We start from the raw sequence: 13,375 nt of genomic DNA, 5'->3' as shown, positions 1-13,375 counted from the left end.
AGGTTCTCCATGAATTGCATCGGTTCCGGGCGGACTATAGGGTGCCGACCGCGAAACACCAGTAAGGGCTTACCATGAACATCGTGATCCTTGGCGCGGGACAGGCAGCGGCGTCCATGGCGGCAAAGCTGCGCGCGCTTGGCCATGCGGGCGGGATCACGGTGATCGGCGACGAACCCGCGCCGCCCTATCAGCGCCCGCCTTTGTCCAAGGCCTATCTGCTGGGCGATATGGGGCTGGACCGCCTGACGCTGCGCGCGCCGGAATGGTGGGATGAACAGGGCATCACGCTGCTGCTGGGTCGCCGGGCGACTGGGATCGACCGCGCCCGCCGCGTGGTGGTGACGGATGCGGGCGAGGTGCCTTATGACGCGCTGGCCCTGACGCTGGGCGCAACGCCGCGCCGCCTGCCTGCCGCGATGGGCGGCCATCTGCCCCATGTCCATGTGATCCGCAATCTTGCCGACATCGCTGCGGTCCGACCCGCGCTGGTGGCAGGCGCGCGGCTTGTGGTGATCGGCGGCGGCTATATCGGGCTGGAGGCGGCGGCAGTCGCCCGCAAGCTGGGTCTGGAGGTCACGCTGGTCGAGGCCGCGCCGCGCATCCTTGGCCGCGTGGCCGCGTCTGAGACGGCGGACATGATCCGCGCGCTGCATGTCTCGCACGGGGTCCAGATCATCGAGGGCGTCGGCATCACCGCCATTGCCGACGGTGTGGCGCTGGCCGATGGCCGCACCCTGCCCGCCGATCTGGTCATCTGCGGCATCGGCGTCACCCCCGAAACCGCCTTGGCCGAGGCAGCGGGACTGGCGCTGGACAATGGCATCGCCACCGACGCGCAGGGCCGCACCAGCGATCCGGCGATCTGGGCTGCGGGCGATTGCGCCAGCTTTCCCGGTCCCGATGGGCGGCTGCGGCTGGAAAGCGTCGGCAACGCCATCGACATGGCCGAGGCGGTGGCGGCCAACATCCTTGGCGCGGCGACGGATTATGTCCCGAAGCCATGGTTCTGGTCGGATCAGTTCGACGCCAAGCTGCAGATCGCCGGGCTGAATGCGGGTTACGACCGGGTGGTCACGCGCCCCGGCTCGGTCTGGTATTACCGGGACGGGCGGCTGATCGCGGTGGACGCGCTGAACGACGCGCGCGCCTATATGATCGGCAAGCGCCTGATCGAAGGCGGCAAGTCGCCCGCACCCGAAACCGTGGCGCAGGCCACCGACCTGAAGGCATTGCTATGAGGATCATCGGCGGCAATCTGCGCGGGCTGAAGCTGGCCGAGGTCGGCGCGGGCGATCCGGCGGCACATCTGCGCCCCACGACCGATCGGGTGCGCGAAGCGATCTTCAACCTGCTGATCAACGGCACGCATGGCAATCCGATCCCCAATGCCCGCGTGCTGGATCTGTTTGCCGGCACTGGCGCACTGGGACTTGAGGCGCTGTCGCGCGGCGCGTCCCGCGTGGCCTTTGTCGATGACGGCGCGGCCTCGCGCGCGTTGCTGCGGGCCAATATCGACAAGTGCCGGGCGGGGGCGGTGACCGATTGCTGGCGGCGCGACGCCACGCGGCTGGGCGACAACAGCTGCGCGGGATATGGGCTGGTGTTTCTGGACCCGCCCTATGGCAAGGGCTTGGGCGAACGCGCGCTGCAATCCGCGCTGGCCGGTGGCTGGATCGCCCCCGGCGCGATGGTCGTCTGGGAAGAAGCCGCAGCCCCCCCGCCCGTCGCGGGGCTGGAACAGATCGACCAGCGCCAATATGGCGATACGGTGGTGACGCTGCTGCGCCCGGCCTAAGTGGCGCGGTCCAGCTTGGTGGACAGGTGGATCAGGCTTTCGCTGCTGCGCACGCCGGTCAATCCGCCGATCTGATCCAGCACATCGTCAAGCTGGCTGGTCGATTCCGCAGCCAGTTGCAGCAGGATGTCCACGCGACCGCTGGTGGTATGGATACGCTCGACCTCGGGCAGATTGCGCAACCGGGTCAGGATCCCGGCCTGCGAGCGCGGCTCGATCGTCAGCAGGCAGGTGGCGCGAATGCGGTTTTCACGCGCGCTGTCGCCCAGCCGCAGCGTATATCCGGCAATGGCCCCACTGGTCTCCAGCCGTTCAAGCCGCGCCTGCACGGTGGAACGCGCCACCTTCAGCCGCCGCGCCAGCACCGCGACCGACAGACGCGCATCCTGCGCCAAATGGGCCAGAATGCCCCGATCCAGTTCGTCCAAAGCCTTCACCTGTCATTTTGACGACAATCCTGTCGTATTAGCGCATTTGGCGGGCGATTCCACCATTTTCGCTGCTGCGCCCGCCCCGAGTCGGGCGCAAGCTGAAAGAAAATACGGGAGGAGCAGATGGGACTGACCGAGGGCCGCGGCCCGGCACTATGGACGAACCCCGCGCAGATCATCCGGGACATGGCCCCCGACCAACCCGTCATGGCCTTTGCGCCCGCCGTCCTGCGCGCGCAGGCGCGACGGTTCATTCAGGGCTTTCCGGGGCTGGTGACCTATGCGGTCAAGGCCAATCCCGACAAGCGCGTCATCCGCACGCTGGCCGGGGCGGGGATCGGCGGTTTCGACGTCGCCTCACCCGCCGAGATCGACCTGATCGGACGGCTGGCTCCGGGTGCTGCGCGCCATTACCACAACCCGGTGCGGTCGCGTTCAGAGATTGCCCATGCCGTCGCCGCGGGCGTGCGGGTCTGGTCAGTGGACAGTTTTTCGGAACTGGAAAAGCTGTTCGACGCCCTGCCCAAAGGGTCCGAGATCGCGCCGCGTTTCAAGCTGCCGATCAAGGGCGCGGCTTATGACTTCGGATCGAAATTCGGTGCCACGCCCCAGGTCGCCGCGGAATTGTTGCGCTCGGTGGCCGCGCGGGGGCATATCCCGTCGCTGAGCTTTCATCCTGGCACGCAATGCACCGATCCGCTGCCTTGGGACGGCTATATCCGCATGGCCGCAGAAATTGCCCACATGGCCGACACGCCGATCCATCGGCTGAATGTCGGCGGCGGTTTTCCGTCGCATCGGATCGCAGGCGCGACCCCGGATCTTGAGTCGATCTTTCGCCAGATCGCGAAAAGCGTGCAGGTGTTCGACCGCGCGCCGCAATTGGTCTGCGAACCGGGGCGCGGTCTTTGTGCAGATGCCTTTTCGCTGATCACCCGGATCAAGGCCATTCGCAATTCCGACATATTTCTGAACGACGGCGTCTATGGCGGCCTGACCGAGCTGCCGCAGATCGGTAATCTGGACCGGATTCAGGTTCTGACGCCCCAAGGGCTGCCGCGCGACGGCAATGTCACGCCGCGCACGATTTTTGGCCCGACCTGCGATTCAATTGACCGATTGCCGGGGGAACTCGCCCTGCCCGGCAATGTTTGCGAGGGCGATTTTGTGGTGTTTCATGGTGCAGGTGCTTATTCCACAGTTACGAATACCCATTTCAACGGCTTCGGGCAGCTTTCACAGGTTTCTGTCAAAGCATTTTCATAAAGCCGCCACTTTCGCGTCGCGTTCGGGCGATAGTTTCGCGGGCATGGAACCGCATGCTTCGCCCGTTTGCCAAGTGGTCCTGATGGACGGGACCTTCGCCTCGTTGACCGAGGGGCAATGCTCATCCATCGCCCGCATTCACGGGCTGTTGGCAGGCCAGAACGTCCAGCTTTACTACGCGGCAGGCCAGCAATGGGCCGCGTGGCGCACCGTGCCGCAGCTTGTTTCGGGGCTGTCGCTGGATCTGAACATCCTGGCCGCCTATACTTGGCTGGCGCGGAACTGGCGTGCGGACAACCCCTTGTTCTTCTTTGGCTATTCGCGCGGCGGGATCGGCGTCTGCGCATTGGCCGACATGATCCACCGCATCGGCCTGCCGACCTCCGAACATGCCAGCGACGACGTGATCGCCGAGGCATGGCGGCATTACCGCGCCGAAACCGGCGGTCGGCTGGACCCCGCGCTGTGCCACGCCGAAGTGCCGGTGCAATTCCTTGGCCTGCTGGATACGGTCATGTCGCTGGGCCTGCGCGTGCCGTTCCTGCGCACCGTGTCGGAACCGGGCTTCACGTATTCCAAGGGCTGCATCGCCCCCAATGTCCGTCGCGGGATGCACGCGCTGGCGCTGGACGAAACCCGCGAAGCCTTTGCCCCTGTCTTGTGGACCGGCGATCAGGCAGATGAGCGCGTCGAACAGATGTGGTTCCGCGGCTGTCACCCGGATGTGGGCGGGCAGCTTGGCGGTTACGAATTCGCGCGACCGCTGGCCAATGTGCCGCTGGTGTGGCTGCTGGCGCAGGCCGAGGTGCTGGGCCTGCCCTTGCCGCAGGACTGGCGGCAGTCGCTGCCTTGCGATGTGGGCGCACGTTCGGTCGGATCGTGGCGCAGCTGGGGCAAGATATTCCTGACCCGTCGTGCGCGCCGTCCCGGCCGGGACATCAGCGAATTGCTGCACCCTTCGGTGGTCCAACCCTATGCGGGACCGGCGCGGCTGGTCGGGCATCTGGAAACGGCGCAGGCCCGTCCCCGCTTGCGGCGGGCCAAGCTGCGCCTGCCCGGCAGCGGCACGGATTCCGCGACCGCTTAGGCGACCAGTTCGGATTTCGCCGCCACGCCCAATGCGGCACAGACCTTCAGCACCAGTTCCGGCTTGTTCAGCGTGTAGAAATGCAGGTTGTCCACGCCGCCCGCCACCAGTTCCTCGCACAGCTTGACGCAGGTATCCAAGGCCAGCTGCGCCTCTCCGGCTTTGCCTGCGGCGGCAAAGGCGTCTTCGGCCCATTGCGGGACCGAGGTGCCGCAGCGTTCGGCAAAGCGGCGCGTGCCCGCCCAGCTTTGGATCGGCAGGATGCCCGGCAGGATGCGCGCGGTGACGCCCGCCCGTTCCGCCTGATCGCGAAAGCGGAAAAACGTGTCGGCATCGAAAAAGAACTGCGTGATCGCGCTGGTCGCGCCGGCGTCCGATTTTCGCTTCAGCCACGCCACATCGGCAGCCGTATCCGGGCTTTCCGGGTGCGGCTCGGGATAGGCGCCGCAGCGAATGGTCATGTCGCCACGCGCCGCGATCGCCTCGATCAGCTCGATCGAGTTGGCAAAGCCGTTCGGATGCGGGGTGAAACGGTCCTGCCCCTGCGGCGCATCGCCGCGCAGTGCCACGATCTCATGCACGCCCGCTGCGGCGTAATCGGCGACGATCTGCAGCGTCTCCTCGCGCGTGGCGTCCACGCAGGTCAGGTGCGCCGCGACGTTCAGCCCGTAATGGCTGGCCAGCGCCGTCACCGCCTCGTGGGTCAGTTGCCGCGTGGTGCCGCCTGCGCCATAGGTGACCGAGACGAAATCCGGCCCCAGCGGTGCAAGCGCACGCGCGGTTTCCCACAGCTTGAACGATTGATCCAAGTTTTTGGGCGGGAAAAATTCGAAACTGATCGCCGGTGTCGTCATCGCACTATCCTTTTGTCGCAGGCCTTTTGACATGCCCCGCGACGTGAGACAAATTCATAATCCTCAACATCGTCATGAACGGCAGTCATCATGCATCTGGAACTTCGCCATCTGCGCAGCCTGCGCGCCATTCATGAACAGGGCGGCCTTGCCCGCGCGGCCGAGGTGCTGAACCTGACGCAATCGGCGCTGTCGCACCAGATCAAGGCGCTTGAGGAGCAAGCAGGGGTCGAACTGTTCCTGCGCAAGACCAAGCCCCTGCGCCTGTCCGCCGCGGGGATGCGCCTGCTGCGCACCGCCGAACAGGTGCTGCCCATGATCGAAGCCGCCGAGGCCGAGTTTCGCGCGGTCGAGCTGGGCCGCGCCGGACGGCTGCATGTCGCGATGGAATGCCATCATTGCTTCGACTGGCTGCTGCCGGTGCTGGACCAGTTCCGCCGCGCATGGCCCGAGGTGGATCTGGACATCCGCACCAGTCTTGCGCTGAAAGCACTGCCTGCGCTGGTCCGGGGTCAGGTGGATATGGTCATCTCCTCGGACCCCGAGGAGATGGAGGGCGTCGCTTTCCAGCCCTTGTTCGACTATGCGCCGACGATGGTTCTGGCCGCAAATCACCCGCTGGTCGCCAAAGGCTATGCCGAGCCGCAGGATTTTGCCGACCAGACCCTGATCACCTATCCGATGGACCGGCCCCGGCTGGATGTGTTTTCGCAGTTTCTGGACCCGGCGGGGATCGAACCGGCGCATCACCGCCAGATCGAACAGACGGCGGTCGCGCTGATGCTGATCGCCTCGGGGCGCGGGGTGGCGGTGATGCCCGACTGGGTGCTGCGCGCCCATGCCGGAAATCCCGAATTGGCGATGTTGCCTTTGGGGCCGCAGGGGATGCTGCGCCGTCTTTATGCCGCCGTGCGCAGCGACGATCTGGCCCAGCCCTATATGGCGCATGTGCTGCGGCTGGCGCGGACGGAACCCGTGCGGATGATGCGCGCATTGGCACAGGGCTAAATTTCTTGCCGATGGCCTGCAACTGGTTATCCTGCCTGACGAAAGCATTTTTCAAAGGGCCTGCCGCTTGTTTGCCCCCGACCTTTTTGCACAAAGATTGGCGACCAGAATATCGCGCAAGCTGGGCCACAATCCCGCCGATGAACGCATCGCCGCCGAGGTGGTCGTCATCTCTCCCGATGAAATGGGCGAGCGGGCGCCCGCATTCGCCCTGCCCGGCCAGCTTGACCGGGTCAAGGCGACGCCACCCGATACCAGCATGGCCAATGAACTGGCCCGGATCGGCGGCGGAGAAATCCTGCACGACGCCACCGTGGCATTGCTGCTGCGCGACGTGCAGTATTTCGACGGCTTCATCTATACGCGGGGTGCGCGGCGCCAGCAGGTCGTCCGGCCAGAGCCGCTGACCAGCGCAGGCCCGATCGAGGCGGTCAAGGAATGCAGCCTGCCCGGCACATCGGTCGGGGATCAGTTCTTTGGGCATTTCCTGATCGACGATTCCTCGACCGCGCTGCTTGCGCCGCGTTTCGCCCCGCCGCGCCTGCCCCGCGCGACCGCCCGCCACGCATGGTCACATGCTGCCCCCTATCGCGCGCAGCTGGGCATCGACATTCCCCAGATCGGCAGGGCGCGGATTGATCGGGCATGGCTGTTTCGCGACCACGGGATGACCGCCGACCGCCGCGCCCGCATGGCCGAGCTGCGGACCCGGATGCGCGCGGCCGGCGGACCGCGACAGGGGCACGGCGCCTTTATCCTGCGCAGCGGCGGGCAGGCCCGCCACCTGCTGAACGAGGCCGAGATTGCCGACCGTCTGGCCCGCGAGGGATTCGAGATCGTCGATCCCGCCCGCGACAGCGTGGCCCAGATCGCGACCAAGCTGCATGGCGCGGCCATCATCGCCTCGGTCGAAGGCAGCGCCTTTGCGCACGGCCTGCTGAGCATGGCCGAAGGTTCGGCCCTTGTGGCAATCCAGCCGCCCTTCCGGTTCAACAACCCGTGGAAGGATTACACCGACGCGCTGGGGATGCGTTACGGCTATGTCATCGCGACTGGCGGACAGTCCGAATTCCGGCTGGACCCGGATAATCTGATGCGAACCCTTGATCTTGCAAAGGTTTGACATTTCCGACCAATCGTTCGAATAATTCCTGACTTTACGGCGGGACAGGCCATGGACGATCTGACACGGGACCACAAGCTGACCGCCAGAAATGACGGCGATAGCCTGATTCTGTCCGGTGAGCTGACCGTCTGGACATTGCCGCAACTGCCCGAAAACCCGCCCCAAACGATCCGCGTCGAAGGGCTGACACGTTTCGACACTGCCGCCGCTTGGTATCTGGCCGGGCGGGCAGCGGATGGCACGACCGTTCAGGGTCTGACCGACCCGCAGCAGAAACTGCTGGACGCCGTGACTGCAGCCCAGCCCCAGCCCGACCCAGCCGCCCCCACCATGCCCGCATGGCGCGAGATATTGGACAAGACCGGGCGCAGGGTCATGGAATACCTGACCTTCATGCGCGAACTGGCCGAGTTTCTGGGCCGCTTCCTTGCCGCGCTTGGTCGCGCCATCCGGCATCCCGGCGAATTTCGCCTGACCTCGCTGGTGCATCACTGTCAGGAAACCGGCCTGCGCGCGGTGCCCATCGTGGCGCTGATGTCATTCCTGATCGGTGTGGTGCTGGCGTTTCAGGGCGCGGCCCAGCTTCAGCAATTCGGGGCCGAGGTCTTTGTCGTCGATCTGATCGCCATCTCGATCCTGCGCGAGTTGGGCATCCTTCTGACCGCGATCATCGTTGCGGGCCGCACGGCATCGGCACTGACCGCCTCGATCGGCTCGATGAAGATGCGCGAGGAAATCGACGCGATGCGCACCCTTGGCATGGACCCCGATATGGTGCTGATCCTGCCGCGTGTGCTGGCGCTTTTGATCATGCTGCCGATCCTTGGGCTGATCGCCAATGTCTCGGGCCTGATCGGGGGGGCGATCATGTCGTGGATCGAGCTTGGCATATCGCCCAGCATGTTCCGCTATCGGCTGGTGGCGGAAACCGGGATCGAACATGTCATCGCGGGCATCAGCAAGGCCCCGGTCTTTGCCATCGTCATCGGCATCATCGGCTGTCATGCCGGGATGAAGGTCGGCAAGGATGCCGAAAGCCTTGGTGCGCAGACTTCGGCTGCCGTGGTGAACGCGATCTTTGCCGTCATCGTCATCGACGCGCTGTTCTCGATCTTCTTCGCGGAGATCGGGGTATGAGCGAGAATGTCATCGAGGTGCGCGGCCTGCGCACCCAGTTCGGCAGCCACGTCATCCATGACGGGCTGGATCTGGACCTGAAACGCGGCGAGATTCTGGGCGTGGTCGGCGGTTCCGGCACCGGGAAATCCGTTCTGCTGCGCACCATCGTCGGGCTGATCACCCCGGCCAAGGGCGACGTGCGCGTGCTGGGACAGGATGTCAGCCAGCTTTCGGGCACCGCGCGCGAGGCGTTGGAGCGGCGCTGGGGCGTGATGTTTCAGGATGGGGCCCTTTTCTCGGCCCTGACCGTGCAGGAAAATGTCGAAGTGCCGTTGCGCGCCGTCCCCGGCCTGACGAATGCGCAGCGCGAAGGGCTGGCACAGTTGAAGGTGTCGATGGCCGGGCTGCCGCGGAACGCGAATGGCAAATATCCCTCGGACCTGTCGGGGGGCATGAAGAAACGCGCGGGGCTGGCACGTGCCTTGGCGCTGGACCCGGAAATCGTCTTCCTGGACGAACCCACGGCGGGGCTTGACCCGATCGGCGCGGACGCCTTTGACAAGCTGATCGTGGCCTTGCGCGATGCGCTGGGGCTGTCGGTGTTTCTGGTGACGCATGATCTGGACACGCTGCACGCCTGTTGCGACCGGATCGCAGTGCTGGCCGAAAAAAAGGTGCTGACCACCGGAACAATGGCCGACATGCTGACGGTCGACCACCCTTGGGTGCATGAATATTTCCACGGGCCACGCGCCCGCGCCGCCACGGACGGGAAGGATTAGGATATGGAAACCAAGGCCAATTACGTCCTGATCGGCGCATTCACCATTGCGGGTTTCCTTGGCCTGCTGGCATTCATGGTCTGGTTCGCGAAACTCGAGCTGAACAAGCAGTTCGCCTATTACGACATCTATTTCCCGGAAGTGTCGGGCTTGGGGATTTCCTCGGAGGTCGGCTTTGCCGGTCTTATGGTCGGCAAGGTCATCGACATGCAGATCGCCGACGGCATCAACGGCGCGGTCCGCGTGCGGATCGAGGTACAGGAGGATACGCCCGTCCGCACCAATTCCCGCGCCTCACTGGAGCTGTCGGCCGTTACCGGCTCGGCCACCATGGCGATCAGCGCGGGCACGCCCGACGCGCCCCTGCTGCGCGAGGTAAACCCCGACGAGGTTCCGGTGATCGAGGCAAACCGTTCCGTGCTGCAGACGCTTTACGATCAGGGGCCGGAAATGATCTCGCGCCTGAATACCGTGGCCGAGCAGATGACCGAATTGCTGGGACCGGCCAACCAGACCCGTGTGCACAACATCCTGTCGAATGTTGAACGCTCCAGCGAAAATCTGGACAAGGCGCTGGCCGATGTCAGCAAGGCCACCGATGCCATCGCCTTGGCCGCCGATGATATCTCGGCCTTCGGGTCGAAGCTGGACAGTCTGGGGGCTGCGGCGGAAACCACGCTGGCCAATGCCGATACCGCCATGGCACAGTTCAATGAAACCGCAAAGCGCGCCGATCTGGCGCTGGACGCGGGCACGGCCACCTTGAACGAGGCACGTGATTACATCGGTGGCGATCTGCGGCAATTGACGCAGCGGCTGGATTCCACCGCGACGACGCTGCAGGCCGATCTGTCGCGCCTGACCGAACAGGCCGTGCCGATGATGGCATCCGCTGGCCGTGCCTTTGACGGTGCGGACCGGGTGATCAATACCGAAGTCGGGCCCGTCGTCACCGATCTGCGCGCCACGCTGACCAGCCTGAACACTGCCATCGGCAGCGTGACGGATGACCTGCCCGAAATCACCGCCCGTCTGCGCAGTGCCGCCGAAAGCGCCGACAGCGCATTCGCCAGCCTGCGCGTGATGCTGGACAGCACCCGCGCGCCGGTGCAGGCTTTTGCGCGGGATGCCTTGCCGCAATTCACCCGCATGGCCAGCGACTTGCGCGGCCTTGTCACGAATGTCGATCAGCTTGTCACCACGCTGCGCCGCAACCCGGCCCAGATCATAACCGGGCCGCGCACGCCCGAATTCCGCCGCTAAGGAGGTCCAGGATGAACCGCATGACTTTGGCCTTTCTGGCGCTGACCATGGCTTTGCCCGGCTGTGCGGCCGTTTCTGCCCTGTCGGGCGGCCCCAAGCTGGACGTGTTCGAGCTGCGCCCGCTGTCGGATGCGCCCAAGACCTGCGGTCGCGGACGGCTGGCCGAACTGGTGATCGAGGAGCCCAAGACCCGCGGAACGCTGAATACCGAACGCATCATGATCCGCCCCTCGGCCCTGCAGACGCAATACCTGCCCGACGCGCAATGGGGTGATACCGTGCCGATCACACTGCAAAACCTGCTGGTGCGCGGTTTCGGCAGCTATGACGCCTTTACCCATGTCGGCCGCGCGCCCTTGGGCAGCGCAGGCGATTACGCCCTTATTTCCGAGATCAACGATTTCAACGCCGAGGTTTCCGGCAGCGGTGCCGTGGTCAAGCTTTCCGTCAGCGCCCAACTGGTGAACGAGATGGACGCCCGCGTCGTCTCGCGCGGCAATTTCAGCGCGACCAGCGCCGCCGCATCGACCAGGACCGCCGATCTGGTCCCGGCTTTCGATGCGGCGGGGCAGGAATTGCTGGCGCAGATGACCAATTGGGGTCTGCGCGGCGTAGGGGTGAACCCCTCCGCCTGCCGCTAAATCACTTGACCAGCGGCGCGGCGTAGGCGCCGATCTTGCTGGTGGTCAGACCTGCGCCCACCAGCGCCTCGGCCATCTTGGTGGCGATGGCCACCCCGTCGATGACCGGCAGGCCGTTCTTGCGCGACAATTCCTGCGCCAGATCGGCCATGCCCGCGCAGCCCAGCACGATGGCTTCGCATTTATCCTCGGCGATGGCGCGGGTGATTTCGGCTTGGACCAGGGCGGCGGCGTTGCTGCCTTCCTCCTCCAGGGCCAGCACGGGGATTTCGGCGCTGCGCACCTTGCGGCACTGATGTTCCAACCCGTAGCGGCGCACCAGTTCCTCGATCACCGGGACGGAACGGGGCAGCGTGGTCACGACTGAAAAGCTGGTGGCGATCATGCTGGCGGCTTTCACGCCCGCCTCGCAAATGCCGATCACCGGCCCGGTCGAGATTTCGCGGCAAGCGCCGATTGCCGGGTCGTCGAAACAGGCGACGACGATGGCATCCGCGCCGCCTTCGACCGCCTCGCGCACTTCGCGCAGCAGATGCGGGGCGCACATCACCTCATCGTGGTGACCTTCGATGCTGGCAGGCGCGCCATGTCCGGTGCGACCTTCGATTTCGACGCCGTGACCTGCAACGGCACGGGCCGATGCCGCGATCTTGTCGGTCATGGATTGGGTCGAATTGGGGTTGATGACGGCAATCTTCATGGCTCTCTCCCTGTAGCGAGAGTAATGTTAACATAAATTGTCTACAAAAATGTAGTTAAAATTTAGTGCGCCGTCTCGACCTCGATCGTGAGATGCGAGATTTCGGTCAGCCGCGACAGTTTCTGGCGGTAGTAGCCCGGCGCGCGCGGATCGGTTGAACGGATCGACAGGATCGCGCCGTGATGGCCCGGCCCCAGTTGCCAGACATGCAGATCACTGATGCGGTCGCTGTCCGTTTCGACCGCCTTGCGGATTTCGGCGGGCAGATCCTCGCCCTCGGGGATATAGTCCAGCAGCACGCGCCCGGTGTCGCGGATCAGACCCCATGACCAGCGCGCGATGACCAGCCCGCCGACAACACCCATCAGCGGATCGGTCCACATCCAACCGAACACCGCCCCCAGCACCAGCGCCAGAATCGCCAGAACCGAGGTGAGAGCATCGGCCAGCACATGCAGATAGGCGGCGCGCAGGTTATTGTCCGCGCCGTGATGGTGGTCGTCATGGTCGTTATGATGCCCATGATGCCCATGATGCCCATGATGGTCGTGGTCGTCGCGCAGCAGCCATGCGCAAAGCAGGTTCACCGCCAGGCCGATCACTGCGACAAAGATCGCCTGCGTAAAGCCGATGGCAACCGGATCGAACAGGCGTTGCAGGCTTTCCCACGCAATCAGCAACGCGATCAGCGCCAGAACCACCGCACTGGCAAACCCGGCAAGATCGCCCAATTTTCCGGTGCCGAACGTGAACCGTGGGTTGCGCGCGTGACGCCGCGCATAGCGGTAGGCCAGCGCCGCGATCAGCATCGCCGCGGCGTGCGTGGACATGTGCCAGCCATCCGCCACCAGCGCCATGGATCCAAAGATCGTCCCCGCCGCGATTTCTGCCACCATCATGGCCGAGGTGATCGCGATGACCAGCCATGTCCGCCTTTCGTTGCGGGCATGGCCGGAGCCCAGAAAGACGTGATCGTGCGGGCTGTTCAGACGTGAGGCATCGCTCATTTCAGATAAGTCCTGATGATGCCGATCAATTCCGCCGAGGCTTGGGCGCGTGCCGGCTCGGCATCCTTGTCGGGGTTCGAGACGTGTTCGCGGATGTGATCTTCGATCAACTCGGCGGTCAGGCCGGTGACCGCCCCCCTGATCGAGGCGACAAGGTTCAGCACATCGCCACAGGGGGCATCAGCCTCTAGCCCGCGTTCGATGGCTTCGATCTGCCCCTTGAGCCTGCGCACACGCGCCAACAGACGGGCCTTGTTCTGGGAATCTGACAGATGAGACATAGGATAGGGGGA

Annotated in this window: 15 protein-coding genes; 10 read left to right on the top strand and 5 right to left on the bottom strand. The window is 64.9% G+C overall.

Annotated features, from left to right (window positions below; genetic code table 11):
* The first annotated feature begins 74 nt into the window (after positions 1 to 74).
* Both FN835_RS17545 and rsmD read left to right on the top strand, forming a co-directional pair.
* Positions 75 to 1,241: an NAD(P)/FAD-dependent oxidoreductase gene (locus FN835_RS17545; protein ID WP_142664540.1), complete on the top strand. Its 1,167-nt coding sequence runs from the start codon at positions 75 to 77 to the stop codon at positions 1,239 to 1,241.
* Positions 1,238 to 1,798, top strand: a complete 561-nt coding sequence (gene rsmD, locus FN835_RS17540; RefSeq protein ID WP_142664539.1) for a 16S rRNA (guanine(966)-N(2))-methyltransferase RsmD — start codon at positions 1,238 to 1,240, stop codon at positions 1,796 to 1,798. Before FN835_RS17545 ends, rsmD begins: the two co-directional genes overlap by 4 nt.
* Here the strand turns inward: rsmD and FN835_RS17535 are convergent.
* Complete coding sequence (locus tag FN835_RS17535; protein ID WP_142664538.1) at positions 1,795 to 2,226, bottom strand: Lrp/AsnC family transcriptional regulator; 432 nt, start codon at positions 2,224 to 2,226, stop codon at positions 1,795 to 1,797. The two genes, rsmD and FN835_RS17535, sit on opposite strands and share 4 nt — an antisense overlap.
* Positions 2,227 to 2,352: 126 nt before the next feature.
* On the opposite strand from FN835_RS17535, the gene FN835_RS17530 reads away from it, so the two are divergent.
* Both FN835_RS17530 and FN835_RS17525 read left to right on the top strand, forming a co-directional pair.
* Positions 2,353 to 3,495, top strand: a complete 1,143-nt coding sequence (locus FN835_RS17530) for a type III PLP-dependent enzyme (protein ID WP_142664537.1) — start codon at positions 2,353 to 2,355, stop codon at positions 3,493 to 3,495.
* 82 nt (positions 3,496 to 3,577) lie between these two features.
* Positions 3,578 to 4,582: a DUF2235 domain-containing protein gene (locus tag FN835_RS17525; protein ID WP_185958737.1), complete on the top strand. Its 1,005-nt coding sequence runs from the start codon at positions 3,578 to 3,580 to the stop codon at positions 4,580 to 4,582.
* Here the strand turns inward: FN835_RS17525 and metF are convergent.
* Entirely contained in the window at positions 4,579 to 5,436 is an 858-nt protein-coding gene (gene metF / locus FN835_RS17520; protein ID WP_142664535.1) for a methylenetetrahydrofolate reductase [NAD(P)H], read from the bottom strand. The two genes, FN835_RS17525 and metF, sit on opposite strands and share 4 nt — an antisense overlap.
* A gap of 90 nt (positions 5,437 to 5,526) precedes the next feature.
* Between metF and FN835_RS17515 the strand changes: the two genes are divergently transcribed.
* The 6 genes from FN835_RS17515 (at position 5,527) to FN835_RS17490 (ending at position 11,375) form a co-directional block, all read left to right on the top strand.
* On the top strand, positions 5,527 to 6,444 hold the full coding sequence (locus tag FN835_RS17515) for a LysR family transcriptional regulator (RefSeq protein ID WP_142664534.1): 918 nt from the start codon (positions 5,527 to 5,529) through the stop codon (positions 6,442 to 6,444).
* Between the two features lie 67 nt (positions 6,445 to 6,511).
* Positions 6,512 to 7,567, top strand: coding sequence for a glycosyltransferase family 61 protein (locus FN835_RS17510; protein ID WP_142664533.1), 1,056 nt, complete (start codon positions 6,512 to 6,514; stop codon positions 7,565 to 7,567).
* 51 nt (positions 7,568 to 7,618) lie between these two features.
* The gene (locus FN835_RS17505; RefSeq protein WP_142664532.1) at positions 7,619 to 8,707 is read left to right on the top strand and encodes an MlaE family ABC transporter permease; all 1,089 of its coding nucleotides are present in this window, start codon (positions 7,619 to 7,621) and stop codon (positions 8,705 to 8,707) included.
* Positions 8,704 to 9,471, top strand: coding sequence for an ABC transporter ATP-binding protein (locus tag FN835_RS17500; protein WP_142664531.1), 768 nt, complete (start codon positions 8,704 to 8,706; stop codon positions 9,469 to 9,471). Before FN835_RS17505 ends, FN835_RS17500 begins: the two co-directional genes overlap by 4 nt.
* Positions 9,472 to 9,474: 3 nt before the next feature.
* Complete coding sequence (locus tag FN835_RS17495; RefSeq protein WP_142664530.1) at positions 9,475 to 10,734, top strand: MlaD family protein; 1,260 nt, start codon at positions 9,475 to 9,477, stop codon at positions 10,732 to 10,734.
* An 11-nt stretch (positions 10,735 to 10,745) separates the two neighbouring features.
* Positions 10,746 to 11,375, top strand: a complete 630-nt coding sequence (locus tag FN835_RS17490) for an ABC-type transport auxiliary lipoprotein family protein (protein WP_142664529.1) — start codon at positions 10,746 to 10,748, stop codon at positions 11,373 to 11,375.
* Between the two features lies 1 nt (position 11,376).
* On the opposite strand, the gene FN835_RS17485 is transcribed toward FN835_RS17490, so the two are convergent.
* The 3 genes from FN835_RS17485 to FN835_RS17475 form a co-directional block, all read right to left on the bottom strand.
* A complete protein-coding gene (locus FN835_RS17485) occupies positions 11,377 to 12,075 on the bottom strand; it encodes an aspartate/glutamate racemase family protein (RefSeq protein WP_142664528.1) in 699 nt (232 codons plus the stop codon).
* A 62-nt stretch (positions 12,076 to 12,137) separates the two neighbouring features.
* The gene (gene dmeF, locus FN835_RS17480; protein WP_142664527.1) at positions 12,138 to 13,082 is read right to left on the bottom strand and encodes a CDF family Co(II)/Ni(II) efflux transporter DmeF; all 945 of its coding nucleotides are present in this window, start codon (positions 13,080 to 13,082) and stop codon (positions 12,138 to 12,140) included.
* Positions 13,079 to 13,363: a metal/formaldehyde-sensitive transcriptional repressor gene (locus tag FN835_RS17475; protein WP_142664526.1), complete on the bottom strand. Its 285-nt coding sequence runs from the start codon at positions 13,361 to 13,363 to the stop codon at positions 13,079 to 13,081. The genes dmeF and FN835_RS17475 overlap by 4 nt, the downstream gene beginning before the upstream one ends.
* Between the last annotated feature and the right edge of the window lie 12 nt (positions 13,364 to 13,375).

It is taken from the genome of Paracoccus laeviglucosivorans, assembly GCF_900182695.1.
Taxonomy (GTDB): domain Bacteria; phylum Pseudomonadota; class Alphaproteobacteria; order Rhodobacterales; family Rhodobacteraceae; genus Paracoccus; species Paracoccus laeviglucosivorans.
This window is presented reverse-complemented; position numbering and strand designations above follow the sequence as displayed.

What these genes read in the sequence shown, in the direction of transcription:
- metF (WP_142664535.1), bottom strand. Translation starts at nt 5,436, where the DNA reads ATGACGACACCGGCGATCAGTTTCGAATTTTTCCCGCCCAAAAACTTG.
- rsmD (WP_142664539.1), top strand. Translation starts at nt 1,238, where the DNA reads ATGAGGATCATCGGCGGCAATCTGCGCGGGCTGAAGCTGGCCGAGGTC.
- dmeF (WP_142664527.1), bottom strand. Translation starts at nt 13,082, where the DNA reads ATGAGCGATGCCTCACGTCTGAACAGCCCGCACGATCACGTCTTTCTG.
- FN835_RS17545 (WP_142664540.1), top strand. Translation starts at nt 75, where the DNA reads ATGAACATCGTGATCCTTGGCGCGGGACAGGCAGCGGCGTCCATGGCG.
- FN835_RS17500 (WP_142664531.1), top strand. Translation starts at nt 8,704, where the DNA reads ATGAGCGAGAATGTCATCGAGGTGCGCGGCCTGCGCACCCAGTTCGGC.
- FN835_RS17530 (WP_142664537.1), top strand. Translation starts at nt 2,353, where the DNA reads ATGGGACTGACCGAGGGCCGCGGCCCGGCACTATGGACGAACCCCGCG.
- FN835_RS17525 (WP_185958737.1), top strand. Translation starts at nt 3,578, where the DNA reads ATGGACGGGACCTTCGCCTCGTTGACCGAGGGGCAATGCTCATCCATC.
- FN835_RS17485 (WP_142664528.1), bottom strand. Translation starts at nt 12,075, where the DNA reads ATGAAGATTGCCGTCATCAACCCCAATTCGACCCAATCCATGACCGAC.
- FN835_RS17495 (WP_142664530.1), top strand. Translation starts at nt 9,475, where the DNA reads ATGGAAACCAAGGCCAATTACGTCCTGATCGGCGCATTCACCATTGCG.
- FN835_RS17505 (WP_142664532.1), top strand. Translation starts at nt 7,619, where the DNA reads ATGGACGATCTGACACGGGACCACAAGCTGACCGCCAGAAATGACGGC.
- FN835_RS17515 (WP_142664534.1), top strand. Translation starts at nt 5,527, where the DNA reads ATGCATCTGGAACTTCGCCATCTGCGCAGCCTGCGCGCCATTCATGAA.
- FN835_RS17490 (WP_142664529.1), top strand. Translation starts at nt 10,746, where the DNA reads ATGAACCGCATGACTTTGGCCTTTCTGGCGCTGACCATGGCTTTGCCC.
- FN835_RS17475 (WP_142664526.1), bottom strand. Translation starts at nt 13,363, where the DNA reads ATGTCTCATCTGTCAGATTCCCAGAACAAGGCCCGTCTGTTGGCGCGT.